Genomic DNA, 19,510 nt, shown 5'->3' on the forward strand with positions numbered 1-19,510 from the left:
ACCACCGCAAGGTACCCACAACACCCGCCCACCCCCCGAAGGGGGGTGGGCGGCGGGGAAAAAACAAAAACGGGGGTGGGCGGCGGGGCAGAACAAAACCGCGGTTGGGCGGCGCGACAGAACAGCCGCCTCAACCACGGCAACCACCACACCCCACGGCAACCACCACACCCCACGGCAACCACCACAGCCACCCCGCCCGCCCCGACTGCCACAACCACCCAAACCAACCCCTACAACCCCTACAAGCGCTACAAGCGCTACAACCGCTACAACCGCTACAACCGCTGAATAATCGTCCCCGTAGCCAACGCTCCGCCCGCGCACATCGTGATCAGGGCGAATTCCTTGTCCCTGCGTTCGAGTTCATGCAGGGCCGTGGTGATGAGTCGGGCGCCGGTGGCTCCGACGGGGTGGCCCAGGGCGATGGCGCCGCCGTTGACGTTCACCTTCTCCAGGTCCTGTTCGAAGACCTGCGCCCAGGAGAGGACCACGGAGGCGAAGGCCTCGTTGATCTCGACGAGGTCGATGTCCTTGAGGGACATCCCGGCCTTGCCGAGCACGGCGCGGGTGGCGTCGATCGGCCCGTCCAGGTGGAAGTGCGGATCGGAGCCGACCAGCGCCTGGGCCACGATGCGGGCCCGTGGCTTGAGCTTGAGGGCGCGCGCCATCCGCTTGGAGGCCCACATGACCGCGGCGGCTCCGTCGGAGATCTGGGAGGAGTTGCCTGCCGTGTGGACGGCGGTCGGCATCACGGGTTTGAGGCCGCCCAGCGCCTCCATACTGGTGTCGCGCAGCCCCTCGTCCCGGTCGACCAGCCGCCACATGCCCTGGCCCGCGGCCTGTTCGTCCTCCGTGGTGGGGACCTGGACGGCGAACGTCTCCCGTTTGAAGCGTTCCTCGCCCCAGGCGATGGCCGCCCGCTCCTGCGAGATCAGGCCGAGCGAGTCGACGTTCTCGCGGGTCAGCCCCCGGTTGCGGGCGATGCGTTCGGCCGCTTCGAACTGGTTGGGCAGGTCGACGTTCCACTCGTCGGGCCAGGGCTTGCCGGGGCCGTGCTTGGAGCCGCTGCCGAGCGGCACCCGGGACATCGCCTCGACGCCGCAGCCGATGCCGATGTCGATGACGCCGCCGGCGATCATGTTGGCGACCATGTGGTTGGCCTGCTGGGAGGAGCCGCACTGGCAGTCCACAGTGGTCGCCGCGGTTTCGTACGGGAGGCCCATCGCGAGCCAAGCGTTGCGTACCGGGTTCATGGACTGTTCGCCGGCGTGGGTGACGGTGCCGCCGACGATCTGTTCGATGCAGTCGGGCTGGATGCCCGTACGGGCGAGGAGTTCGCGGTAGGTCTCCCCCAGGAGGTAGGCGGGGTGGAGGTTGGCGAGCGCGCCTCCGCGCTTGCCGATGGGGGTGCGTACGGCTTCGACGATGACGGGTTCCGCGGCCATGACTGACTCGTCCTCTCCTCGCGTCCGCGGGCGTCCCGGCACCCACGGAAGAAGAACTAGTACGCGTTCTAGTTCTACAAACAGTCTTATGAGCCGCTCCCCGGGGCGCAAGGGGCGTGCAACACCCTTGTCCGCAACAGGAGTCGCCGCGACCCTTGCCACTTGTAGAACTCGTTACTACCTTCACCGCGACCCATACCTGATGAACCGTCAGAAGTTCGATGGACCAGGAGTCGCCGATGCCATGCCCAGCGTTGCCCGAAGGGTTCGACTTCACCGACCCCGACGTCTACCAGACCCGCGTTCCGCTCCCCGAGTTCGCGCAGCTGCGGCAGACCGCGCCCGTGTGGTGGAACGCCCAGCCACACGGCATTGCCGGCTTCGACGACGACGGCTACTGGGTCGTCACCCGCCACCAGGACGTCAAGGAGGTGTCCACCAAACCGGACATCTTCTCCGCGAACCTCAACACCTCGATCATCCGCTTCAACGAGTCGATGACCCGCGACCAGATCGACGTACAGAAGCTGATCATGCTGAACATGGACCCGCCGGAGCACACCAGGGTCCGCCAGATAGTGCAGCGGGGATTCACCCCGCGCTCCATCCGCGCCCTGGAGGAGGCGCTGCGCCACCGGGCGGCGCGCATCGTCGCCGAGGCGCGGGAGAAGGGCTCCGGGGACTTCGTCACCGACATCGCCTGTGAGCTCCCCCTCCAGGCGATCGCCGAACTCATCGGCATCCCCCAGGACGACCGGACCCGCATCTTCGACTGGTCGAACAAGATGGTCGCCTACGACGATCCCGAACTGGCCATCACCGAAGAGGTCGGCGCCAACGCGGCCATGGAGCTGATCTCGTACGCGATGAACCTCGCCGCGGCGCGCAAGGAGTGCCCGGCCAAGGACATCGTCAGCCAGCTGGTCGCAGCGGAGCACGAGGGGAATCTCGGCTCCGACGAATTCGGTTTCTTCGTGCTGCTGTTGGCGGTGGCCGGCAACGAGACGACGCGTAATGCCATCACGCACGGTATGCACGCCTTTCTCACCCACCCCGACCAGTGGGAGCTCTACAAGCGCGAGCGCCCGGCGACGGCGGCCGAGGAGATCGTGCGGTGGGCCACACCGGTGGTCTCGTTCCAGCGCACCGCCACCCAGGACACCGAACTGGGCGGCGCGAAGATCAAGAAGGGCCAGCGGGTGGGGATCTTCTACTCCTCCGCCAACAACGACCCGGACGTCTTCGACCGCCCCGAGCTGTTCGACATCACCCGCGACCCCAACCCCCACCTGGGCTTCGGCGGTGGCGGCCCCCACTTCTGCCTCGGCAAGTCCCTGGCGGTCCTGGAGATCAACCTGATCTTCCATGCCATCGCGGACGCCATGCCGGACGTCTCCCTGGCGGGTGACCCGCGCCGGCTCCGCTCGGCCTGGCTCAACGGCGTCAAGGAACTGCGGGTCCACTACGGCTGACCGGCGGTCGAGCCGCCGGGCGGCACGGCGGGCGGACACAAGGGCCCCGGTGGTCGGCAACGGCCACCGGGGCCGCGTTATGTCCGAAAACGGTTCCTCGCTCAACCTTGCCAGCAGGCATTGGCAGACTTACATTCAACTCGCCAGTAACAATTGGCAGTTCGCCACGTTTGCGCACGGCTCAGCCGCGCGCGTGGACCAGAGCCGCACATCCCCCCATCTGCGCCGTGTGTATATGTACGCACGCGCCCCGGGCTCCCCACGCGCATCTTCAGCACCATGCACCCGCCCTCCCCCACATGTTTCGACAGTGCGCTCCACCGCTCTTCGAAGGGGACTCACACCATGAAGGACGCACACGGCAGACCTGTCACGGGACGCATCAGCTGGCGTAAGTTCGCCGTGCTGTCCGTCCCGGCCCTCGCCGGCACCGCGGCCCTGGGCATCGCCCTGGCCAACGGGGCGCTGGCGGCCTCATTCGCCGTCTCGGGACAGCAGTTCAAGGTGTCCGCGGACAGCCTCACGGGCGATGGATTCGCCCAGTACGGCAGCGTCGACACCAACGCCAGGGGCGACTTCCTGCCGGTCGCCGTCACCGCCATCAAGACCGCCCAACTGCACCATCTGTGCCAGTCGGTCGTCACCCACCTGCCGGTCATCGGCGATATCTCGCTCAACCTCAGCGCCGGTACGGGCGGCAGGCCCGTCGAGGCGAGCAATCTCTTCGTGGACGCCACCCAGCTCTCCGGCAATGCGTCCTTCAACAACATCGAGATCGGCCGGGACGCCTCCACCCTCGACAAGGGACCGGCCAGCGCCCAGGGCATGCAGGACCTCTTCGCCCAACAGGCCGACGACGTCAGCATCAGCAAGCTGCGGCAGACCGCCTGGGCCACCAACGCGGGGACGTTCAAGCTCACCGGTCTGAGCATGAAGATCTCCAAGGGCAAGAAGGAATGCTTCTGACCTGGCGGCGCTGGCGGACGGGGCGGCCCTTCTGGGGCGGTCTGGCGGCCGTCGTCGCCGGCGCCGAGATCTGCGCCATCCCACTGGCGCCGCTGAAAATCATGCTGCAACAGGGCATCGCCGGTATCCCGTCGGTACTGATGGGGCTGGTGATGATCGTGATGGGTCTCGCGGCGTGGTTCGCACCCCACTACCGGGGCCTCGCGGGTGTCCTGACCGTCCTGTGTGCGGCCGCCGCGCTGGTGATGTCCAACCTCGGCGGCTTTCTGATCGGCACGGTCATCGGGATCCTCGGCGGCTCGATGATCTTTGCCTGGCAGCCGGTCACCGAACCCTAGCCACCTGCCGACCGGCGCCCGCCCGTACGCCCGTACGCGTACCCCCACGCTTGTGTACGTGTACGGGCCGAGCCTGCCGCCCGCGCCACTCGCCGCACCGCACTGCACTGCACTGCACTGCACACCGCACTGCACCGCACCTCCGGTACCCCCTCGCGAAGGAGAAGCACGATGACGATGACGCACGCCGCCCGGCGGACATCCCGCACGCCCCATAAGCGCGCATTACTCACCACCGGCACGGGAATCGCCGCGGCCCTGGGGCTGTCGCTCGCCGTACCGGGTCACGCGGCGGCGCAGCCCGGCACGGCACCGGCCACCGGAGCACCGTCCGCCGCTGCCTCCACAACCGTGAGCCCCGCAGGTCACAGCTTCACTGCCGCGCTCAGCGGCAAGGCGACCTTCACCGCGGGATCGGTGACCGTCACCTGTACGACCTCGACATCCAGCGGGCAGGTCCCTGCCGCGCCCGACAACCAGAACCCGGCCGGCCCGGTGAGCAGTTCCATCACCCCGGCCACCTACGGCTCGTGTATGACGAGCATGCCCGGCGTCAGCGCGACCGTGACCACGAGCGGCAGCTGGGGTGTGGCCATGCAGAACGGGGACCCGGCGTCCGCCGGACTGACCATCCCCTCGGGCGGGTTCGTCCTCAAGACCAGCGGGCTGGCGTCCTGCACGGTGACCGCGGCCCCGACCTCCGCGGCGACCGTGAACGGCACCTGGACCAATGGCGCACCGTCCACCCTCACCTTCACCAATGCCTCGGTACCGGTGAAGGTGGTGGGCGGTTTCGGCTGCCCGACCAGCGCGACCAGCTCGACGTTCAACGCCCTGTACAAGGTCAGCGACACCACCGACCCCGCCTCCCAGATCACCGTCACCGGCTGAGCGAAGGATGAGCGAAGGACGAACAAGGATGAGCGGAGGTCGAACGGCGACTGAGCGCCGGTGAGCGACGGGTGACGGTCGTTCGGCGAGCGGGCGTCACTCCCTCGGCAGGGAAATTCCCCTCAGTGTGCGGTCAGGACGATCGCCGCCACGGTCACCAGTGCCGCCACCGCTACCGTGCCGCTCAGGAACGCGGTGATCAGCCGGCGGCGAAGGGCCCGGTAGACGCTCTCGTACTCGGTCCGCAGAGTGGCGCTGCGGACCGCGATGCGCTCCAGATAGGCGCGCGAGGCGTCGCACTGGTCCTGGCAGTAGCGCAGTTCCACCTCCCGCCGCTGGGTGTCGGTGAGCCAGGGCAGACCGGCGCAGAAGGCGTTGGCGCGGGTGCGGGCCCGGTCCTTCTCCGCCTCCCAGAGGAGATATCCCTCGATCTCGTTGATGGCCTGGTCCATCGACATCCCTGCGCCCCTCTGCATTCCGCTGTCGGCCCCTGTTACCTCGCCGCTGCGCATTCCTCCACCCCTTCGCGTTCCCTCGCTCACGTACGTGCCCCGATTTCGTGGGTACGGGCGTCCTCGGCGTCCGTCGTGGCTGCGATCTCTCGTGCGATCTCCGGGTGGTGCAGGTCGAACGCCGGGGATTCGGAGCGAATACGCGGCAGGGTGAGGAAGTTGTGCCGCGGCGGCGGGCAGGACGTCGCCCACTCCAGCGAACGGCCGTAGCCCCAGGGGTCGTCGACCTCGACCTTCTCGCCGTACTTCGCCGTCTTCCACACGTTGTAGAGGAACGGCAGTATCGAGAGGCCGAGGAGGAAGGAGAAGATGCTGGAGACGGTGTTCAGGGTGGTGAAGCCGTCGGCGGCCAGATAGTCGGGGATACGACGCAGCATGCCTTGCGCACCGAGCCAGTGCTGGACGAGGAAGGTGCCGTGGAAGCCGATGAACAGCGTCCAGAAGGTAATCTTTCCGAGCCGCTCGTCCAGCATCTTGCCGGTGAACTTCGGCCACCAGAAATGGAAACCGGAGAACATCGCGAAGACGACCGTGCCGAAGACGACGTAGTGGAAGTGCGCCACCACGAAGTACGAGTCGGAGATATGGAAGTCCATCGGCGGCGAGGCCAGGATGACACCGGTCAGACCACCGAAGATGAAGGTGAGCAGGAAGCCGATCGCCCACAGCATCGGCGTCTCGAAGGACAGTGAGCCCTTCCACATCGTGCCGATCCAGTTGAAGAACTTCACACCGGTCGGCACCGCGATCAGGAACGTCATGAAGGAGAAGAACGGCAACAGCACGCCGCCCGTCACATACATGTGGTGCGCCCACACCGTGACCGAGAGACCGGCAATTGAAATCGTCGCCGCAATGAGGCCGATGTAACCGAACATCGGCTTCCGGGAGAAGACCGGAATGACCTCGGAAATGATGCCGAAGAACGGCAGGGCGATGATGTACACCTCGGGATGGCCGAAGAACCAGAAGAGGTGCTGCCAGAGCAACGCACCGCCATTGGCCGCGTCAAATACATGCGCACCGAATTTACGGTCCGCCTCCAGCGCGAACAGCGCCGCCGCCAGCACCGGGAAGGCCAGCAGAACCAGCACACCGGTCAGCAGTACATTCCAGGTGAAGATCGGCATCCGGAACATCGTCATGCCAGGCGCACGCATACAGATGATCGTGGTGATGAAGTTGACCGAACCGAGGATCGTGCCGAAACCGGAGAAGGCCAGACCCATGATCCACATATCGGCACCGATACCGGGGGAATGTGTGGCATCGGAGAGCGGTGCATACGCGAACCAGCCGAAGTCCGCGGCCCCTTGAGGCGTCAGAAAACCACCCACCGCGATCAGTGAGCCGAAGAGATAGAGCCAGTACGCGAGCATGTTCAGCCGGGGAAAGGCGACATCGGGCGCGCCGATCTGCAGCGGCATGATCCAGTTCGCGAATCCGGCGAACAGCGGCGTCGCGAACATCAGCAGCATGATCGTGCCATGCATCGTGAACGCCTGGTTGAACTGCTCGTTCGACAGGATCTGGTGGCCGGGGCGGGCCAGTTCGGCGCGCATCACCAAGGCCATCAGCCCGCCGACGCAGAAGAAGGCGAACGCGGTGACGAGGTAGAGCGTGCCGATGGTCTTGTGGTCGGTGGTCGTCAACCACTTCACGGGAAGCTTCATGCCCCGTAGGTGTCCGGGGCCGTCGTGAACGTCACCGCTCACGGGCGCCGAGGGCCTTCGCGACCGGGTGTGAAGTCTCACCCGGTGGAGGTGTGAAGATCGGGGCCATGCCGGACACCAAGGGTTCATGAGCACGGACGACGCCTTCGCCGAGGCCTATCGCGCGCACTACTGGGCGGTCAGCCGCTTTGTGGCGCGACGGCTGGACGGCCAGGCACACGAGGTCGAGGAAGTGGTGTCGGAGGTCTTCTCCATAGCCTGGAGACGCCGCGCCGAACTCCCCGACGCTCCGCTGCCCTGGCTGTACGCGGTGGCCCGGAACTGTCTGGCCAATACGGTGCGGGGACTCGGCCGCTACCGGCGGCTGCTGCACCGGCTCGGCAACCACGAGGCGGCGCACCAGCAGCAGACCGTGGACAGTCCGGACGCGGAGCGGCCCGGCTCCTGGGTGCACGAGGTGCTGGCCCGCCTCTCCCCCGCCGACCAGGAGGTGCTGCGGCTGACGTCCTGGGAGGAACTGACCATCGAGGAGCTGGCGGTGACCCTCGGGTGTGGTCAGAGCGCCGCGGCCATGCGGCTGCACCGGGCACGCCGCCGCCTACGCGCGGAGATCGACCGTACGCGGATGACCGTGTCCGTACGAGCAGGAGGCGACGGCAATGTCTGACGAACTGGATCTGCTGCGCGCGGCCAATCCGGTACCGGCCGGCGAAGGACCCTGGCAGGACCGCCCGCTGGACGCCCGTGCCGAACGCGGCCTCCATCGCCTGCTGCACAGCAAGCGCACACGGCGGGCCGGACGGCGGCTCGTGCTGCGTGCCGAGGCCGCGGTGCTCGCCCTCGTCGCCGCGCTCGCCTTCACCTTCTCCGGTGGCGGCAGCAGCCCGGCCGCCGCCGCGCCCGTGGCGCTCGTCCTGCACTCCGACGCCCGCTCCGTATCGCTGGCCGCGCTCGCCCGCAGGGCGGAGGCCAGGGCACGGGCGGCCGGCGCCTCGGACGGGCCGCACCGTGGCAGCCATCTGCAGAGCTGGTACCTGAGCATGGAGAGCGGCCCGGACGCCGCGCCGCCCGTCACCGTGCCCGAGGAGCGCATCACCCACTGGAACGCCGACGGCAGCGGCTCGGAACTCGTCGTGGCCACCGACCCGCGGCACCCCGGCCGCCCGGTGATCCACGACAACGACGGCCGCTGGCAGACCGTCAGCGACGGCAAGGTTCTGCACCGCAAGACCTATCCGGCGGGCTCGGAGGCGCAGCACAGCGGTCTGGCCTCCCGTACGAAGCCGGCGACGGACCCCGCGGCGCTGCGCGAACAGCTGGGGTGGCTCTACGGCGGGGCGGACGGCACCAGCACGACGCCCCAACTGCTGATGGCGCTCTCCTCGTTCCGCCAGGAATGGACGCCGGGGCCGAAGGAGACGGCCGCCATCGTACGGATGCTGGCCGATGCGGACGGGCTGCGACAGGAGGGCACGGTGACCGACCGGCTGGGCCGGCGCGGTCAGGCGTATGTCTACGACGGCCCCGACGGCGCCTCCAACGCCACCCGGCAGATGGTGATCCTCGATCCCCGTACCGGCCAACTCCTGGGCCTGGAGGTCACCTTCACCAAGGACCTCCCCGACTTCAAGATCAAGGCGGGGGAGGTGATGTCGTACGAGGCGTGGATGCCGTGAGGAGGACGGCGGGAGGCGGGGCCGGCGCCCGAGTGGCGGGGTGGCCGTTCATGGCCGATCCTTGAGAGAACGCGACGATCCATACCGGCGCGGCGGGGCAGTGTGCCGCCGCGCCGTTTTCGTGCGGCGGCGCAGCGCATTGCCCCGCCGCACCATTTCTTGCGTTCGCGATGACCCTTTGTGCGCGCGGTGATGACGTTGGGTGCGCACGGATGGCGCCGATTGTTGCGTGGTGCGCGTCACAACGCGGCAATGGTTGCAGCCGATCGCCGCGAGATGGATCACAGACCTGAGTCCCGAGCAAAGCTTTGCGAAGGGGAGTTTCCCCTGCAAGGAGCGGGTATACGGGCGACTGCGCGGTCATTCGCGCACTGTCCGTGATGATCCGGTCTGCCCCTATGGTCGACCTTTGCCCCGTCACTCCATGGCGCGGGCTCCGTCCCGTCACTCGATGGCGGGCGATGTCATGTAGTCGTCCAAGAAAGCGCAGGCGAGCGAACACGTGCCGACGCAGTCCCCCGTCGCACCCGGGCCCCGTACCCCTGTCGGCAGTCCTGCCGACGCCGCATCCGATCCGCAGCAGTACCGGAAGGCGGATCCGGAGCGGCAGACCTCGGGCGAGGTGACCGTCGTCGACCCCGCGATGGTCAAGCGCGCGGTGTCGGCGGCCGCGCTCGGCAATGCGATGGAGTGGTTCGACTTCGGCGTCTACAGCTACATCGCGGTCACCCTCGGGCATGTCTTCTTCCCGTCCGGGAATCCGACCGCGCAGTTGCTGTCGACGTTCGGAGCATTTGCCGCGGCATTCCTGGTGCGCCCCATCGGCGGCATGGTCTTCGGACCGCTCGGTGACCGGATCGGCCGGCAGAAGGTCCTCGCGATCACCATGATCATGATGGCCGCGGGCACCTTCGCCATCGGCCTGATCCCGTCCTACGCCTCGATCGGCGTCGGGGCGCCCATCCTGCTGCTCGCCGCCCGCCTGGTACAGGGCTTCTCCACCGGTGGCGAATACGGCGGTGCCTCCACCTTCATCGCCGAGTACGCGCCCGACAAGAAGCGCGGATTCCTCGGCAGCTGGCTGGAGTTCGGCACGCTCGCCGGTTACGTCGGCGGCGCCGGCCTGGTCACGTTGATGACCGCGCTGCTGTCCACCGACGACCTGAACTCCTGGGGCTGGCGCATTCCGTTCCTGATCGCCGGACCGATGGGCATCATCGGCCTCTATCTGCGGATGCGGCTCGAAGAGACCCCGGCCTTCGCCCAGTTGGAGAAGGAGGCACGGACGAAGGAGAAGGCGCGCCGGGAGGCCGAGAAGCGGATCGGCATCCGCGAGATGATCTTCGGTCAGTGGCGGGCGATGCTGCTGTGCATCGGGCTGGTCCTGGTCTTCAACGTCACGGACTACATGCTGCTTTCGTACATGCCGAGCTATCTGACCTCGGAGCTGAAGTACGACGAGACGCACGGGCTGCTGGTCGTGCTCGCGGTGATGGTCCTGATGATGTGCGTCCAGCCGTTCGCCGGCCGGCTCAGCGACCGCTTCGGCCGCCGCCCGATCATCGCGGCGGGCTGCATCGGCTTCCTGGTGCTGTCGGTGCCCGCACTGCTGCTGATCCGGCAGGGGTCGCTGCTCGCCATCGCGCTGGGCATGGCCGCGCTCGGACTGCTGCTGGTCGCCTTCACCTCGACGATGCCGGCCACGCTGCCCGCGCTGTTCCCGACCAAGGTGCGCTACGGCTCCCTGTCGATCGGCTTCAACATCTCCGTGTCGCTCTTCGGCGGTACGACTCCGCTGGTGGTCACCGCCCTCATCGGCGCGACCGGCAACAAGATGATGCCCGCCTACTACATGATGGCGGCGGCCGTGATCGGCGGCATCGCCGTACTGCTGATGTCCGAGACCGCCCGCAAGCCGCTGCCGGGCTCCCCGCCGGCCGTCGAGACCGAGGCGGAGGCGCAGCAGGTCCTGCGTGCGGCGGGTCGCCCGGCCGCGGCCGGGTCGGCGGCGGCCTGACGACCAGCGCCGCTACCTGGGCTCGTACTGAGAAGTACTGAGGAGCCGAGAAGCACGAAGGGCCCGGCCGGACGCCTCCGGCCGGGTCCTCGGCGTTCCTCCGGAAGGCCGGCCGGTGGGGAGCGGCGTCCCGGGAACCGGCCATCCCGTCGTCGCCGTCTGTGTCGCTGCCGATCACGTTGACCGGCGAGCAGTGAACGGGGGACGACGATGGGTGTGGCTACCGGACCGGCTGCCGCGGCGCGGACCGCTGGGCGGCGGCGTGCGTTGGTGGTGGTGCTGATGTTGCTGGCCGTGCAGCTGGTGTCGCTGGCCAGGCCGGCGTACGCCTGTGGCTGCGGTGCGATGGTGCACGACCCGAAGACCATCATGGCGGTGCACCGGGAGACCTCGGTGGTGCGCTGGGACGGGAAGACCGAGCAGATCGTGATGAGCCTGACGGTGGACGGCACCGCCCCCGACGCCGCCTGGATCATGCCCGTACCGCACCGGGCCACGGTGAAGCTGGGCGACCCCGAGCTGTTCGACCGGCTCACCTCGCTGACCGCGCCGGCCGTCGAGCAGCGCCACTACTTCTGGCCCCGGAGCGGCGACTGGCCGTTCAAGCACACCTCGGACGGCGCCGCGGCCCCGCCTCCCGCCGCCGAGCGCCCCGGAGTCGGGGTGGTCGGCCGCGAGCGCCTGGGTCCCTTCGATGTCGCCCGGCTGACCGCCACCGATCCCGCGGCGCTCCGCAACTGGCTGAAGGCGAACGGATTTCAGCTGCCCGCGTCGCTGGCGGCCGAGCTCCGTCCGTATGTGGCACAGCGATGGGAGTACGTGGCGATCCGGCTCGCCCCCGCCGGGGCCGACCACCGTCTGACAGGCACCCTCGATCCACTGCGGCTGTCCTTCGCCAGCGACCGGCTCGTCTACCCCATGCGGCTCTCCCGCCTCGCCAAGACGCCGCAGTCGCTGGGGCTTTACGTCCTCGCAGCGCACCGGATGGAGCCGCGCGGCGCGATCGGCGGGGCCCGGCCCGAGGTCTTCTTCGCGGGCCGGATCCACCCCGAGGGGGCGTTGCGCGACCTCGACGACACCAACGGCGGCAAGGGCACCGGCAGCACCTTCCTGACCGCCATCGATCAGAGCTTCCCGCAGCCCCAACACATCACCGGTGACCACGAATTGCTCCGCGCCCCCGAGGACACCCCCTTCCGGCGCGTCACCTACACGTACTCGCTGCTGGTGGTGGGCGGTGTCCCGGTCTGGGTGCTGACGGTCGGCGGGACGCTGCTGCTCCTGGCGGTGGCGGCCGCGCTGGTGATCGGGCTGCACCGGCGCCGTCCCGTGACGCCGCCGGCCGCGGTGCGGGTGCCACCGCCGCTGACGTAACGGGGCCAACGGGCCAACGGGGCCGGCAGCTTCAGATCCGCGCGCCGGCCCGGCGGAAAGCGCCCGGGGTGACGCCGAAACAGCGGACGAACCAGCGGTGGAAGTGCGCCTGGTCGGCGAAGCCGGCCTCGGTGGCCGCCTCGGCGGTGGGGCGGCCGTCGATGAGCAGCGTGCGGGCGCGCCGCAGTCGCAGCAGCCGCTGGAAGTCGCTGGGTGCCATGCCGTACTCGGCCCGGAACGCCCGGTAGAGCGCAAAACGGCTGCAGCCGGCGGCGTCGGCGAGGTCCTGGGCGGTCAGCGGCCGGTCGTAGGCCGCCGTGAGCAGATCGCGGGCCCGCCGGGCCGCCCGGGTCTGCGCGCCCACGGGCAGTTCGCGCGGCCCGGCGGTCGCGGCGCCCCGGGAGGCGTTGCGGCGCACCATGGCCTCGACGGCCGCGGTGAGCCGCTCCTCCCGTACGAGAGGGTCCGCGGCGCCGACGAGCGCCGGGTGCAGCCGGCGAAGGGCGCGGGCCAGCACCGGATCGTCGACCACCGGGCGGTCGAAGAGCGGCATGACGCCGCGGCCGTCGGTGACATCGTCGAGGACGGCGCGTACGACGTCGGGGCCGATGTGCATGATCCGGTAGGTGAAGCCGAGTTCGACGGCCGACTCCCCGTCGTGCGGGTCGTCCGGATTGAACGCCATCACCATGCCGGCGGCGCTGGTGTGGCCCGCGCCCCGGCAGGTGAAGCGCTGCGCACCGGTCTCGGTCACGGCGAAGGAGTAGGCGTCATGACTGTGCGGGTGGAAGACATGGCGGACGAAGTGCGCATGCATCGCTTCCAGGGGCCGGTCCGGGTCGCGCCAGTACCGCGCCCAGTCCCCGTCCTGCTGCCGGCTCATCGTTCCAGTCTGCCGCGCCGCACCAGCGTTCAAGACCGCGGTCCGTATGGCGGACGAGACTCCCCGCATGACGACGACTTCTTCCGACTCCCCTGCTGCTCACGCTGCTTCATCCGCCAGCTCTGCCACCTCCGCCACCCCCGCCTCCGCCGCCTCACCCCGGCTTTCCGCGCCCTCCGGATCCTCCACATCCTCCGCGCTCCGATTCGACACCAAGATCGCCGTGATCGTCCGGGACGATCTCGCCGTCTGGCAGAAGCTGAATGTCACCGCCTTTCTCGCCGGCGGCATCGCGCACGCCTCCGACGACATCATGGGCAAGCGCTACGAGGACGCCTCCGGGCAGGACTACCTCGCGCTGTTCCGGGAGCCGGTGCTGTGCTTCACCGCCGATGCCGGGTCGCTGGCCCGTACGCACGCCCGTGCGCTCAGCCGCGCCGTACCGACCGCGCTGTACACCGCCGACATGTTCACGACGGGCAACGACGACGACAACCGGGCGGCGGTGCGCGCGGTGGCCGGCGACGCCCTCGATCTGGTGGGACTTGCCGTCTACGGGCCGCGCGGCATCGTCGACAAGATCACCAAGGGGCTGAAACTGCACGGATGACACCCGGGGGCCGGGCCCTGATCTGCGTCCGTTGAGGGCCGTGCGGCACGATGGGCGGTATGAGCATCGTGAAGATCAACGTTCTGACCGTGCCCGCCGAGCAGCGTGAGGTCCTGGAGAAGCGCTTCGCGGCGCGCGCCGGCACCGTGGACTCCTCGGACGGCTTCGAGTGGTTCGAGCTGCTGCGCCCTGTGGAGGGCACCGACCAGTACCTCGTCTACACCCGCTGGCGGGATGAGGCCTCGTTCCAGGCCTGGATGGAGGGCCCGATGAAGGCCGCGCACCAGGGTGGCGGCGCCGAGGGCGGCGAGCGGCCCAAGCCCGCCGCGTCCGGTTCCACCCTGTGGTCCTTCGAAGTGGTGCAGCAGGCGGGGCCGAAGCAGGGCTGATCGCCCCCGGCGGCGTCCTCGTGTCCCGGCGTCAGGGCGTCAGGGCGTCTCGTGGCACGCAAATCCCTTGCGTGCCACGCCGTCCCGGGCGCAACAATGACGCCATGAGTGACGCCGCCACCCTCCGTCTCCCCTGGGCCGTCGCCGCGCAACCGGTCGACTCACCGGAGGCCCGGGCCCTGCTGCGCGAGTACTACACCGAGGTGGCGGACCGCTACTTCGAGCTGTACGAGGGGCGCCGCTCGACACCGGAGGAGATCGACGAGGGGCTGGCGGAGTACCCCAGCGCCGATCTGACGCCGCCCCACGGCGTTCTGCTGGTCGCCCGTCACGGTGATGCCGTGGCGGGCTGCGCCGGAGTGCGGCTGCTGGACGCGCGCACCGCCGAGCTCAAGCAGCTGTTCGTACGTCCCGCCAAGCGCGGCCTGGGCGGCGCGGGCGGGCTCCTCACGGCCACCGAGAGGGTCGCGGTGCAGCTGGGCGCCGAGCGGATCCGGCTGGACACCCGGCTGGACCTGGTGGAGGCCATCGCGCTCTACAGGCGGCACGGTTTCGTCGAGATCGCTCCGTACCACGACGACAACTACGCGGAGATCTTCTTCGAGAAGCGGCTGGACGGGGAACCGTGGGCCGACTAGCGGCCAACCAGGCGTCGGCCGGGCTCACTTCGCGAGGTCGGGCGGCCGCGGTGTGGGCGGATGGGTGCGCGGCAGCGGTGGCCGGGCATCTCCGTTGTGCGGTTCCTCCGCGTCCGAACCGCACAGCTCCGCGGTCAGCTCCTGCACGAGCTCGGTGAGGTCGGTGGGCCGGTCCTTGGTCCACCAGTCGCCCAGCATCTGCGCGAGCGACTGCTGACGGGCCGCCGAGAGCCGGTCGGCGACCTCCCGTCCGCGGTCGGTGAGCAGCAGCAACAGCCCTTCGCGGGTGGCGAGCCCGCGCTCCTCGATCTGGCGGACGCTCTCGGAGATCACGCCGAGCGGCACGGTGCTGCGCTCGGCGAGCAGCCCCGGTTCCACCGAGCCGTAGCGATGGATGCGCAGAATCACCCAGCTGGCGGCCGGTTTGAGGTCCAGGCCGGCCCGTGCGGTGATCTTCTCGTAGATGTGTTTACGGCCCTCCATGCTGCCGAGTTTGGACAGCGCGCGGGCGCACTCGTCGCGGGAGGAGCGCTCGACGGGGTTGGAGGAGAGCACCTCGCTGGTGTCGGGGGCGGTCACGCTGCTGCGCAGCGGCTCCTCCTTGAGGAACCAGGCCAGCGCGAAGGCGACCAGGACGAGCGGGACGGCGTAGAGGAAGACATCGGTGATCGAGACGGCGTAGGCGTTCAGCACACCGGCCGCCTGCCGGGCCGGCAGCTGCGCGACGATCCGCGGATCCTCGGCGATCTTCGACGGGCCGACGCCGGGCGGCAGTTGCACTCCGGCGACCGCGTCCGCGATGCGTGGACGGAGATTGTTGGTGAAGATCGTGCCGAAGATGGAGACGCCGAACGAGGCGCCGATGGAGCGGAAGAAGGTGGCTCCGGACGTGGCGACGCCCAGGTCCTGGTACCCGACGGCGTTCTGCACGATGAGCACCAGTACCTGCATGACCAGGCCGAGCCCGAAGCCGAAGACGAAGAAGTAGGCGCTCATCTCGGCGACGCTGCTGGACGGGTCGAGCTGGTGCAGAAGCAGCAGACCGAGGGCCACTACGGCGGTGCCGGCGATCGGGAAGACCTTGTAGTGGCCGGTGCGGCTGACGATCTGCCCCGAGCCGGTGGAGGCCAGCAGCATGCCGAACACCATCGGCAGCATGTGCACACCGGACAGGGTCGGCGTCACACCCTGTACGACCTGGAGGAACGTCGGCAGGTACGTCATCGAGCCGAACATCGCGAAGCCGACGACGAAGCCGATGACGGCGGTGAGGGTGAAGGTGCGCAGCCGGAACAGGCGCAGCGGAATCACGGGTTCGGCGGCCCGGCGCTCGATGAGGACGAACGCACCGAGCAGTACGACGCCGAGCGCGCCGAAGCCGATGATCTGCCAGGAGCCCCAGGCGAAGGTGACGCCGCCGAGCGAGGTCATCAGGACGAAGCAGGCGGCGACCGCGGCGATCACGACGGTGCCCAGGTAGTCGATCCGGTGCGGGGTGCGGCGGCGCGGGATGTGCAGCACCGCGGCGATGACGGCGAGCGCGATCACGCCGATGGGGAGGTTGATGTAGAACACCCAACGCCAGCTGAGATGGTCCACGAACAGCCCGCCGAGCAGCGGCCCGAGGACGCTCGACCCGCCGAAGACGGCACCGAACAGGCCCTGGTACTTGCCGCGTTCGCGGGGCGGCACGATGTCGCCGACGATCGCCATCGACAGCACGATCAGACCGCCACCGCCCAGCCCCTGGAGGGCGCGGAAGGCGATCAGCTGGCCCATGTCCTGGGCGATGCCGCACAGCACGGAGCCGATCAGGAAGATCACGATGGCGGTCTGGAAGAGCCTCTTGCGGCCGTACTGGTCGCCGAGCTTGCCCCACAGGGGCGTCGCGGCCGTCGAGGCCAGGAGGTAGGCGGTGACCACCCAGGAGAGGTGGTCGAGGCCGCCGAGATCGCTGACGATCGTGGGCAGCGCGGTGGCGACGATGGTCTGGTCGAGCGCCGCGATGAGCAGGCCGAGCAACAGCGCGCCGATCGCGACGAGGACGGTCCGCCGGGACCGGCTCTCGCCGGGGACGGCAGGAGCGCTGGTCTCCTGCGCCATGAGCGTCTCCCTCGGTTCCGGAGTGTCCATTGCGGTGCCGGGCCTTCCCCATAGGGAGGCCCTTCGGATTTATTCCATCCTGGGCGTTTCCACCGGATATGGCCCGCCGAGCGACGATCGGCATCCGCGGTCACACACGGGACACCTGGGGTATGCCGGGCGGATGTCCTTGAGCGCCTGCGCGGACGGGCGGGGCGTCTGGATAATCGCTGCCTGTTCGAGGCCTCCAGGGAGGGGACCACTCGTGACGGCATTACCGACATGCCCGCACTGCTTCGCCCCCGTACGCGGCGACGGCCGGCCGACCTGTCTGTGTGCGGCGGTCGATGCGGACGACTTTGATCCGCTGCGCATACGGCCGTACGTGTCACTGCCCGACGAGGACGGGGGCGGGGGCGGGGACGAAGGCGCCGGGGGCGATGCCGGCGCGGCGGGCGGGGCGGGCGATACCCGCACCGGACGAGGCGATCGGCTGGACGACTTACCCGGGGTGGACGCGGCGGTGCACATCGCCGCCGGTGCGGCCGACGGTCCGTTCTCCGCCGCTGACACGTCGCCCGGCGCCGCCGATCCGCCGATCGCCGCCGATTCGTCGTTCGCCGCCGATCCGTCGTTCGCCACCGATCCGTTGTTCCTCGCCGCCTCCGGTGATGAGCCCCTGATGCCCCGAGTGCGCCGCGGCTCCGGCCCGACCTCCAGGACCGTCAGTTCGGCCGCCGAGGAGCCGGCCGCCCTCGCCTCCGCCCCCGCTCCCCGCCGTAAGCGCTCTCTTCCGGCCGTCCTGGTGGCCGCCGGGGCGGCAGTGGCCGCCGCCGCGGTCCTGATCAGCACCGATGCCCTGTCCGGCGGCAGGCAGGACCGTGCGGCCCCACCCGACCGCGGCACGGCCTCCCCCACCGCCGCCTTCCCCACCAGTGGCGACACCGCCCCCACCCGGACCGGCGCCCCCGCGTCGCCCTCCGCACCCCGCTCACCGTCGTCGGGCGCGACCGGCATCGACGCCCCCAAGGCCACCGTGAAGCTCTACCGGACCGCGGCGCCGCCTCCCCCCGCCCCCACCCAGGCGTCCGGCAGCGTCACGGCCTCCCCCAGCGCCCCCGGCCCCAGCGCGCCACCCACCGGCCCGATCGTGCTGCGCGAGGGATCGAGCGGCCCGGAGGTGGTGGAGCTGCAGGGGCGGCTGCGGCAGTTGGCGCTGTACCCGGGCACGGACGACGGCCGCTACGACGCGGACGTACGGGGCGCCGTGTCGCGCTACCAGCAGGCCTACGGGGTGCAGGGCGACCCGGACGGTGTCTACGGAGCGCAGACCCGAGCTTCTCTGGAGTCGCGCACGCGGGAGCCGTAGTTCACGGGTGGTGAACCACTGGCGTAGACGGGACGACGGGCCGTGGACCAGGTGGATAGAGGGGGCGACGGGCCGTGGATGACGGCTGTGGAAAGCGGGCCGTGGACCCTTCACAGGGCCCTTCACGGGAGCCTTCACCCGGCGCGTTGACCAGGCCCGGTTGTCGAGACCCGGAAGCGTTTTGTATCGTGAGCAAACAAAGTGGTTCCGCCCGCACTCCCTGACCGGCGGGCGGAACCGCCTTGTCCTTCCGCTCGTACGGTCCGCACCGTCCGTTCGCCCGTAGCGCTCAGGAGCCCGCCGATGACGGCCACCACCACGCTCACCGCCCGCGCCCTGCTGCTGGACATGGACAGCACGATCGTCAGCTCCGAGGCCGTCGTCGAGCGCTGCTGGCGCCGCTGGGCGGCCGAGCAGGGGCTGGATGCGGACGAGGCCCTCAAGGTCGTACACGGCCGGCAGGGCTGGGCCACGATGGCCGTGCTGCTCCCGGACCGCCCGATGGAACTCAACCTGGCGGACAACCGCCGGATGCTGGAGCAGGAGACCGCCGACGTGGACGGCGTGGTGCCGGTCCCCGGCGCGCCCGCCTTCATGGCCGCCCTCGCCGATCTGCCGCACGCCCTGGTGACCTCCGCCGACATCCCGCTCTCCGACGCCCGGATGGGCGCGGCCGGGCTGCCGATGCCCGCCGTACGGATCACCGCGGAGAGCGTGAGCGCCAGCAAGCCCGACCCCGAGGGCTTCCTCAAGGGCGCCGCCGAGCTGGGCTTCGCCCCCGAGGACTGCCTGGTCTTCGAGGACTCCGAGGCGGGCATCGAGGCAGGTCGGGCGGCAGGCATGCGGGTGGTCGGCGTGGGCGACCGCGCCGCCGCGTCCGCGCCCACGGCGCAGGTACGCGACCTGACCCAGATCCGCGTCGAGCCGCTGGCGGACGGCACGATCGCCGTACACATCACGGGCTGAGGCAGCCGCCGGGGAGACTCCGGAAGACACCGAGGAGACTCCGGAAGACGCCGAGGAGCCTCCGGGGCAGGCGCGATCACGGCGCACGAAACGCGTTACGGCGCGTCGGCGCCCACCCAAGATCGCTTGACCTCAACCGCGCCTGAGGTTGCAGGATCGCTGCTGCCGGGCCACCGCCCGGCAGCACATCCGCCGCCCCACCCGCG

The 19,510-nt window shown here is 69.6% G+C and carries 18 protein-coding genes and 1 pseudogene; 14 read left to right on the forward strand and 5 right to left on the reverse strand.

What is annotated here, in order from left to right; all coding sequences use genetic code 11:
* The coding region (locus DY245_RS45200) for a hypothetical protein (protein ID WP_425329364.1) at positions 1 to 291 on the forward strand (291 nt) is incomplete at its 5' end.
* Here DY245_RS45200 and DY245_RS10170 read toward each other — a convergent pair.
* The gene (locus DY245_RS10170) at positions 279 to 1,448 is read right to left on the reverse strand and encodes a steroid 3-ketoacyl-CoA thiolase (protein ID WP_128505791.1); all 1,170 of its coding nucleotides are present in this window, start codon (positions 1,446 to 1,448) and stop codon (positions 279 to 281) included. The genes DY245_RS45200 and DY245_RS10170 overlap by 13 nt on opposite strands.
* A gap of 239 nt (positions 1,449 to 1,687) precedes the next feature.
* On the opposite strand from DY245_RS10170, the gene DY245_RS10175 reads away from it, so the two are divergent.
* The 4 genes from DY245_RS10175 (at position 1,688) to DY245_RS10190 (ending at position 5,115) form a co-directional block, all read left to right on the forward strand.
* The gene (locus tag DY245_RS10175) at positions 1,688 to 2,920 is read left to right on the forward strand and encodes a cytochrome P450 (RefSeq protein WP_128505793.1); all 1,233 of its coding nucleotides are present in this window, start codon (positions 1,688 to 1,690) and stop codon (positions 2,918 to 2,920) included.
* A 345-nt stretch (positions 2,921 to 3,265) separates the two neighbouring features.
* Complete coding sequence (locus tag DY245_RS10180; RefSeq protein WP_128505795.1) at positions 3,266 to 3,886, forward strand: DUF6230 family protein; 621 nt, start codon at positions 3,266 to 3,268, stop codon at positions 3,884 to 3,886.
* Positions 3,877 to 4,224 (forward strand): DUF6114 domain-containing protein, encoded by a 348-nt coding sequence (locus DY245_RS10185; protein ID WP_128505797.1) that lies wholly within the window; start codon positions 3,877 to 3,879, stop codon positions 4,222 to 4,224. The genes DY245_RS10180 and DY245_RS10185 overlap by 10 nt, the downstream gene beginning before the upstream one ends.
* Before the next feature lie 171 nt (positions 4,225 to 4,395).
* A complete protein-coding gene (locus tag DY245_RS10190; RefSeq protein WP_128505799.1) occupies positions 4,396 to 5,115 on the forward strand; it encodes a hypothetical protein in 720 nt (239 codons plus the stop codon).
* A 122-nt stretch (positions 5,116 to 5,237) separates the two neighbouring features.
* Here the strand turns inward: DY245_RS10190 and DY245_RS10195 are convergent, their stop codons facing one another.
* Positions 5,238 to 5,573, reverse strand: a complete 336-nt coding sequence (locus DY245_RS10195) for a hypothetical protein (protein ID WP_128505801.1) — start codon at positions 5,571 to 5,573, stop codon at positions 5,238 to 5,240.
* A 149-nt stretch (positions 5,574 to 5,722) separates the two neighbouring features.
* A pseudogene (gene ctaD / locus DY245_RS10200) lies at positions 5,723 to 7,342 on the reverse strand (aa3-type cytochrome oxidase subunit I); the annotation flags it as partial.
* 85 nt (positions 7,343 to 7,427) lie between these two features.
* On the opposite strand from ctaD, the gene DY245_RS10205 reads away from it, so the two are divergent.
* From DY245_RS10205 to DY245_RS10220, 4 genes are all read left to right on the forward strand, one after another.
* On the forward strand, positions 7,428 to 7,967 hold the full coding sequence (locus tag DY245_RS10205) for an RNA polymerase sigma factor (RefSeq protein WP_128505805.1): 540 nt from the start codon (positions 7,428 to 7,430) through the stop codon (positions 7,965 to 7,967).
* Positions 7,960 to 8,976: a CU044_5270 family protein gene (locus tag DY245_RS10210; protein ID WP_128505807.1), complete on the forward strand. Its 1,017-nt coding sequence runs from the start codon at positions 7,960 to 7,962 to the stop codon at positions 8,974 to 8,976. The genes DY245_RS10205 and DY245_RS10210 overlap by 8 nt, the downstream gene beginning before the upstream one ends.
* 502 nt (positions 8,977 to 9,478) lie before the next feature.
* Complete coding sequence (proP, locus tag DY245_RS10215) at positions 9,479 to 10,993, forward strand: glycine betaine/L-proline transporter ProP (protein WP_128505809.1); 1,515 nt, start codon at positions 9,479 to 9,481, stop codon at positions 10,991 to 10,993.
* Positions 10,994 to 11,203: 210 nt separating this feature from the next.
* Entirely contained in the window at positions 11,204 to 12,367 is a 1,164-nt protein-coding gene (locus DY245_RS10220) for a DUF2330 domain-containing protein (RefSeq protein ID WP_244942962.1), read from the forward strand.
* A 31-nt stretch (positions 12,368 to 12,398) separates the two neighbouring features.
* Here DY245_RS10220 and DY245_RS10225 read toward each other — a convergent pair whose 3' ends face one another.
* Entirely contained in the window at positions 12,399 to 13,250 is an 852-nt protein-coding gene (locus tag DY245_RS10225) for an AraC family transcriptional regulator (protein ID WP_128505812.1), read from the reverse strand.
* A gap of 67 nt (positions 13,251 to 13,317) precedes the next feature.
* Between DY245_RS10225 and DY245_RS10230 the strand changes: the two genes are divergently transcribed.
* The 3 genes from DY245_RS10230 to DY245_RS10240 all read left to right on the forward strand — a co-directional run bounded on the left by DY245_RS10230 (position 13,318) and on the right by DY245_RS10240 (position 14,887).
* Complete coding sequence (locus tag DY245_RS10230) at positions 13,318 to 13,860, forward strand: DUF2000 family protein (protein ID WP_244942963.1); 543 nt, start codon at positions 13,318 to 13,320, stop codon at positions 13,858 to 13,860.
* 59 nt (positions 13,861 to 13,919) lie between these two features.
* Positions 13,920 to 14,249 carry an antibiotic biosynthesis monooxygenase family protein gene (locus DY245_RS10235; RefSeq protein WP_128505814.1) on the forward strand — a complete coding sequence of 110 codons (330 nt, stop codon included), beginning with the start codon at positions 13,920 to 13,922 and terminating at the stop codon, positions 14,247 to 14,249.
* A 104-nt stretch (positions 14,250 to 14,353) separates the two neighbouring features.
* The gene (locus DY245_RS10240) at positions 14,354 to 14,887 is read left to right on the forward strand and encodes a GNAT family N-acetyltransferase (protein WP_128505816.1); all 534 of its coding nucleotides are present in this window, start codon (positions 14,354 to 14,356) and stop codon (positions 14,885 to 14,887) included.
* 24 nt (positions 14,888 to 14,911) lie between these two features.
* Here the strand turns inward: DY245_RS10240 and DY245_RS10245 are convergent, their stop codons facing one another.
* A complete protein-coding gene (locus DY245_RS10245) occupies positions 14,912 to 16,990 on the reverse strand; it encodes an MFS transporter (RefSeq protein WP_128505818.1) in 2,079 nt (692 codons plus the stop codon).
* 244 nt (positions 16,991 to 17,234) lie between these two features.
* Between DY245_RS10245 and DY245_RS10250 the strand changes: the two genes are divergently transcribed.
* Together DY245_RS10250 and DY245_RS10255 are read left to right on the forward strand one after the other, a co-directional pair.
* Entirely contained in the window at positions 17,235 to 18,338 is a 1,104-nt protein-coding gene (locus DY245_RS10250; protein WP_244942964.1) for a peptidoglycan-binding domain-containing protein, read from the forward strand.
* A 303-nt stretch (positions 18,339 to 18,641) separates the two neighbouring features.
* Positions 18,642 to 19,304, forward strand: a complete 663-nt coding sequence (locus DY245_RS10255) for an HAD-IA family hydrolase (protein ID WP_128505821.1) — start codon at positions 18,642 to 18,644, stop codon at positions 19,302 to 19,304.
* Positions 19,305 to 19,510 lie beyond the last annotated feature (206 nt).

The sequence above is a fragment of the Streptomyces inhibens genome (assembly GCF_003389455.1).
In the GTDB taxonomy this organism is placed as follows: Bacteria; Actinomycetota; Actinomycetes; order Streptomycetales; family Streptomycetaceae; genus Streptomyces; species Streptomyces inhibens.

Excerpts from the sequence above, each read along its gene's own strand:
- DY245_RS10170 (WP_128505791.1), bottom strand. The coding sequence starts at position 1,448 with ATGGCCGCGGAACCCGTCATCGTCGAAGCCGTACGCACCCCCATCGGC.
- DY245_RS10175 (WP_128505793.1), top strand. The coding sequence starts at position 1,688 with ATGCCATGCCCAGCGTTGCCCGAAGGGTTCGACTTCACCGACCCCGAC.
- DY245_RS10180 (WP_128505795.1), top strand. The coding sequence starts at position 3,266 with ATGAAGGACGCACACGGCAGACCTGTCACGGGACGCATCAGCTGGCGT.
- DY245_RS10185 (WP_128505797.1), top strand. The coding sequence starts at position 3,877 with ATGCTTCTGACCTGGCGGCGCTGGCGGACGGGGCGGCCCTTCTGGGGC.
- DY245_RS10190 (WP_128505799.1), top strand. The coding sequence starts at position 4,396 with ATGACGATGACGCACGCCGCCCGGCGGACATCCCGCACGCCCCATAAG.
- DY245_RS10195 (WP_128505801.1), bottom strand. The coding sequence starts at position 5,573 with ATGTCGATGGACCAGGCCATCAACGAGATCGAGGGATATCTCCTCTGG.
- DY245_RS10205 (WP_128505805.1), top strand. The coding sequence starts at position 7,428 with ATGAGCACGGACGACGCCTTCGCCGAGGCCTATCGCGCGCACTACTGG.
- DY245_RS10210 (WP_128505807.1), top strand. The coding sequence starts at position 7,960 with ATGTCTGACGAACTGGATCTGCTGCGCGCGGCCAATCCGGTACCGGCC.
- DY245_RS10220 (WP_244942962.1), top strand. The coding sequence starts at position 11,204 with ATGGGTGTGGCTACCGGACCGGCTGCCGCGGCGCGGACCGCTGGGCGG.
- DY245_RS10225 (WP_128505812.1), bottom strand. The coding sequence starts at position 13,250 with ATGAGCCGGCAGCAGGACGGGGACTGGGCGCGGTACTGGCGCGACCCG.
- DY245_RS10230 (WP_244942963.1), top strand. The coding sequence starts at position 13,318 with ATGACGACGACTTCTTCCGACTCCCCTGCTGCTCACGCTGCTTCATCC.
- DY245_RS10235 (WP_128505814.1), top strand. The coding sequence starts at position 13,920 with ATGAGCATCGTGAAGATCAACGTTCTGACCGTGCCCGCCGAGCAGCGT.
- DY245_RS10240 (WP_128505816.1), top strand. The coding sequence starts at position 14,354 with ATGAGTGACGCCGCCACCCTCCGTCTCCCCTGGGCCGTCGCCGCGCAA.
- DY245_RS10245 (WP_128505818.1), bottom strand. The coding sequence starts at position 16,990 with ATGGCGCAGGAGACCAGCGCTCCTGCCGTCCCCGGCGAGAGCCGGTCC.
- DY245_RS10255 (WP_128505821.1), top strand. The coding sequence starts at position 18,642 with ATGACGGCCACCACCACGCTCACCGCCCGCGCCCTGCTGCTGGACATG.